This is a genomic window from Actinocorallia lasiicapitis (genome assembly GCF_054778695.1).
Map to the genome: position 1 here is coordinate 1 of NZ_BAAGZI010000528.1, position 3,264 is coordinate 3,264.

2 protein-coding genes and 1 pseudogene are annotated in these 3,264 nt (G+C 74.7%); all 3 read right to left on the reverse strand.

Annotation, left to right across the window (positions count from 1 at the left end):
• Positions 1–745: GAP1-N2 domain-containing protein (locus tag ACYVE7_RS31555; RefSeq protein WP_460369912.1), on the reverse strand; the 745-nt coding region annotated here is incomplete at its 3' end.
• On the reverse strand, positions 745–1,893 hold the full coding sequence (locus ACYVE7_RS31560) for a TRAFAC clade GTPase domain-containing protein (protein WP_460369914.1): 1,149 nt from the start codon (positions 1,891–1,893) through the stop codon (positions 745–747). The genes ACYVE7_RS31555 and ACYVE7_RS31560, both read right to left, overlap by 1 nt.
• Positions 1,890–3,264: pseudogene (locus ACYVE7_RS31565) on the reverse strand (hypothetical protein); the annotation flags it as partial. The gene ACYVE7_RS31560 and the pseudogene ACYVE7_RS31565, both read right to left, overlap by 4 nt.

The window sequence follows — 3,264 nt, forward strand, 5'->3', positions numbered from 1 at the left end:
CGGCCGGCTCCGGCTGATCGGCCGGGACGCCGAGCAGCGGCAGCACATGGCAGGGATGGTCGGTGCGCAGCGACGCCCACGCGTCGGGGGTGGTGCCGACGAGCCGGTGCGGCGCGGTGACCGGGTCGGCGGTGTAGGTGGTGAAGGAGAGCCGGGCGGCCGTCGCTGCGGGTAGCGAGAAGGTGAGCACGGCGATCCAGCGGGCCGTCTCGGCGGGGTCGGGGCTGACCAGGATGACGCGGTCGTGGCCGGTGGTGAGGGCGTCGAGCAGCCGTGCCAGCAGCGGGTAGGGATCGGGCAGCGACGCCAGCCAGCGGCCCAGGGTCTCGGGGTCGAACGCGTCGCCCGGCGGCGGGTCGGGCAGGACAGGCAGGTGGTCGGCGGGGGAGTCGTCCCAGAACGGCGCCTGCCAGAACTCGATCGGCCGGTAGCCCTCCAGTTCGGCGGGCGCGGCGAGCACGGCGTGCGCCAGGAAGTTGCCGAACCGGCCCGAGTAGTCCTTGCCGAGGTAGCGGGAGCGCACCAGCAGCGCGCGCCCGTTGACCTGGTCGTAGCCGAGCGCGACCGGGAAGGCGGCCAGCTCCTCGTCGGTGGGGGAGGGCGGGGCGTCGGGCGGGGGCCGGTAGCCGAGGTAGGGCGAGACCTCGGCCTCCGCGCCCGGCGGCAGCCCGGGGCTGACGGCCGTGAACTGGAAACCGGAGCGCGTCGCCGAACGGGCGGAGGTGTAGTGGAGCTGCCAGGCCATCAGGAGTCCAGCATCCCGAACCGGTGCAGCAGCCAGAGCAGCGGATCTTCCACCCGGTAGGGGCGGACCCCGCCCGGCCCCACCTTGTCCTCGCGGGGCATCGCGCCGAGCGCCGACAGGCCGAACAGCCCGTACTCGTCGTAGTGCTGGTCGAGGTAGCGGTCGAGATCGCCGGAACCCCACTCCTCCAGCATCGCCCGGATCTGCGCGTCGACCGCTTCACGGTCGTCGGCGTCGAGCGCGCCGGAACGGACCCGGGCGCGCTGGAGGGGCGACTGGCGCGGCAGCGGCAGGGCGTCGATCTTGGTGAGGGCGAACGCGACGGGCACCCGGATCCGGCCGCCGTGCAGCTGGGCCAGCGGCTCGGTCACCCGGGCGAGGACGTCGAGCGGCTCGGACTCCTGGGCGCCCTGGGTGAGCTCCAGCGGATCGGCCAGGAAGATGATCGCGTCGGCGGCCTCGAGGTACTTCAGATGCAGGTCGCGGACATCGCGGCTGCGCAGGTCCTCGCCCGCGGTGTCGAACAGGACGAGGGTCAGGGCCTCGGTGCGGGCGCCGAGCCGGCCCTTCACCCGTCGCGACAGCAGGTAGACGAGCGGTTCGCGGGGCGCGGTCGCCGCGCTGGGCGTGGTCGGCAGCAGCCGTTCCTGCTCGAACAGCGGCCGTGCGAAGTCCCGTTTGTACCGTTCGATGGTGCGGTCGTCGCAGGCGACCAGGGAGGTCTCCAGTTCGGTGCCGACCCGGTTGCGCAGCTCGTGCAGCAGCACCGCGATATAGGTGCTCTTGCCCGCGTTCTTCGCGCCGACCAGCGCGACGATCCGGCCGGGGGTGTCGCAGTAGGCGGGCGCCAGCTCGTGGTGGCATTCGGGGCAGACCCGGCGGCCGCTCTCACGTCCGCAGTCGGGGCAGGACGCCCGCGCGCCGCGTCCGGTGAACACCGGCGGCAGCATCGCCCCGGCCTGCGTGCCCAGGTAGGCGGCCAGCTCCTTGTCGAGCACCGGATCGCAGCCCACCCCGCGCCCGGCCCTGCCGAGGCACCGGTAGGCGATCTGCTGCCGCGCGAACACCGCGAAGCAGTAGGGGCAGGTGACCGAGGACCGGCGGGCCCGCAGGGACGGCCGGGCTCTGCGCGATGCTGCGGCTCTCATCGTTCCTGTCTCAGTCTGCGGACGGGGGGATCGGCCAGTTCGGCCTCGGCGGTGGCGAAGCAGCGCAGCCAGTAGGGGCCGTCCCGCTGGGGCATCGGGACGCGCAGGACGGTCTCGGCGGGCAGATCGAAATCCTCCCAGGAGACCAGGATCTCACCGTCGCCGGGCCGCTGCGGCATGATCTTCCCATCGCGCACCACCAGATCGAGCCGCGCCAGCCGGACGGGCCGCTCGGGCGTCAGTGTGATCGCCAGCACGCGTTTCCACGGGGTGCCCGCAGGGGCGACGTCATAGCGGACCAGCGGCCGGGCCGCGACCGTCGCGGTGACGGCGGGCCCGGTGAGCACCGCGCCCTGGTGGTCGGAGGTGCCGCACACGCCCACCTTGACCGGCTCGGACTCGGGGACGGCCAGATGCACCCCGCCGTCCGCCACGTACGAGGCCCGCGACACGCTGATCCGCTTCGCGCTCGCCGCGCCGATCTCATAGGTGACGGCCACGGCCGCCGCGTCGCCCGGCCAGGTGAACCCCAGATGCACCTCGCCGCCGCGCCGCTGCGCGACCAGCCCGGACGGCGCGGGCAGGTCCACATGGCGCAGTGACGCCCCGATCGCCGCCGACTCCCCGGCGACGGTCGCCAGCAGCAGCAGCCCGCTCGCGCCCGGTCGCACCACCAGCCCCTGCGCGTGCGGGGTGGACTCGACCCTGCGGCCGGTCAGCTCGGCGGCGGGCACCACCGCCCCGGTGATCCACGGCGGCTCCCTGTCCAGCAGGAATGCCTCGACCAGCCCGTTGCCCGGCAGGGGGAAGCGCAGCAGGATCCGGTCGCGGCCGTACGGCTCGACGGTGAAGTCGGCGACGGCGTCGGGCAGGGCGTGCGGGGTCGCGGTGACGTGCACGCCGGGGGTCTCGGTCTCGCCGCCCGCACCCGTGTAGACGGCGGCGATCCGGTAGCGGTGGACGGCCCCGTTGGCGACGTCCCGGTCGGTGAAGCCGTCACGGCCCGCCTCGACGGGGGCGCCGTCCCGGTAGACGGCGACACGCGCCGCCTCGGCGGGGCACTCCCACAGCCCGGTGACGGTCCCGTCGCCCGCGGCCAGCTCCACCTGGGCGACCTCGGGCCGGAGCACGACCGGGTCGGCCGCCACCGCGACGGACGTCGCCTCGCCCCGCCGCGCGTAGACCGCGTAGTACAGCGGGACGTTCACCGGCGGCGCGCCGTCGATCCCGCCGGAGACGGGGACCCCGTCGGAGGAGTCCAGCGGGGCCCGTCCGGTCCGCCGGATGATCTCGTGGCTGATCTGCCCGGCCCGTGACGGCGACGGCGTGAACACCACCCGCACCCCCAGCGGGCCGGCGGAGCCGGCGACG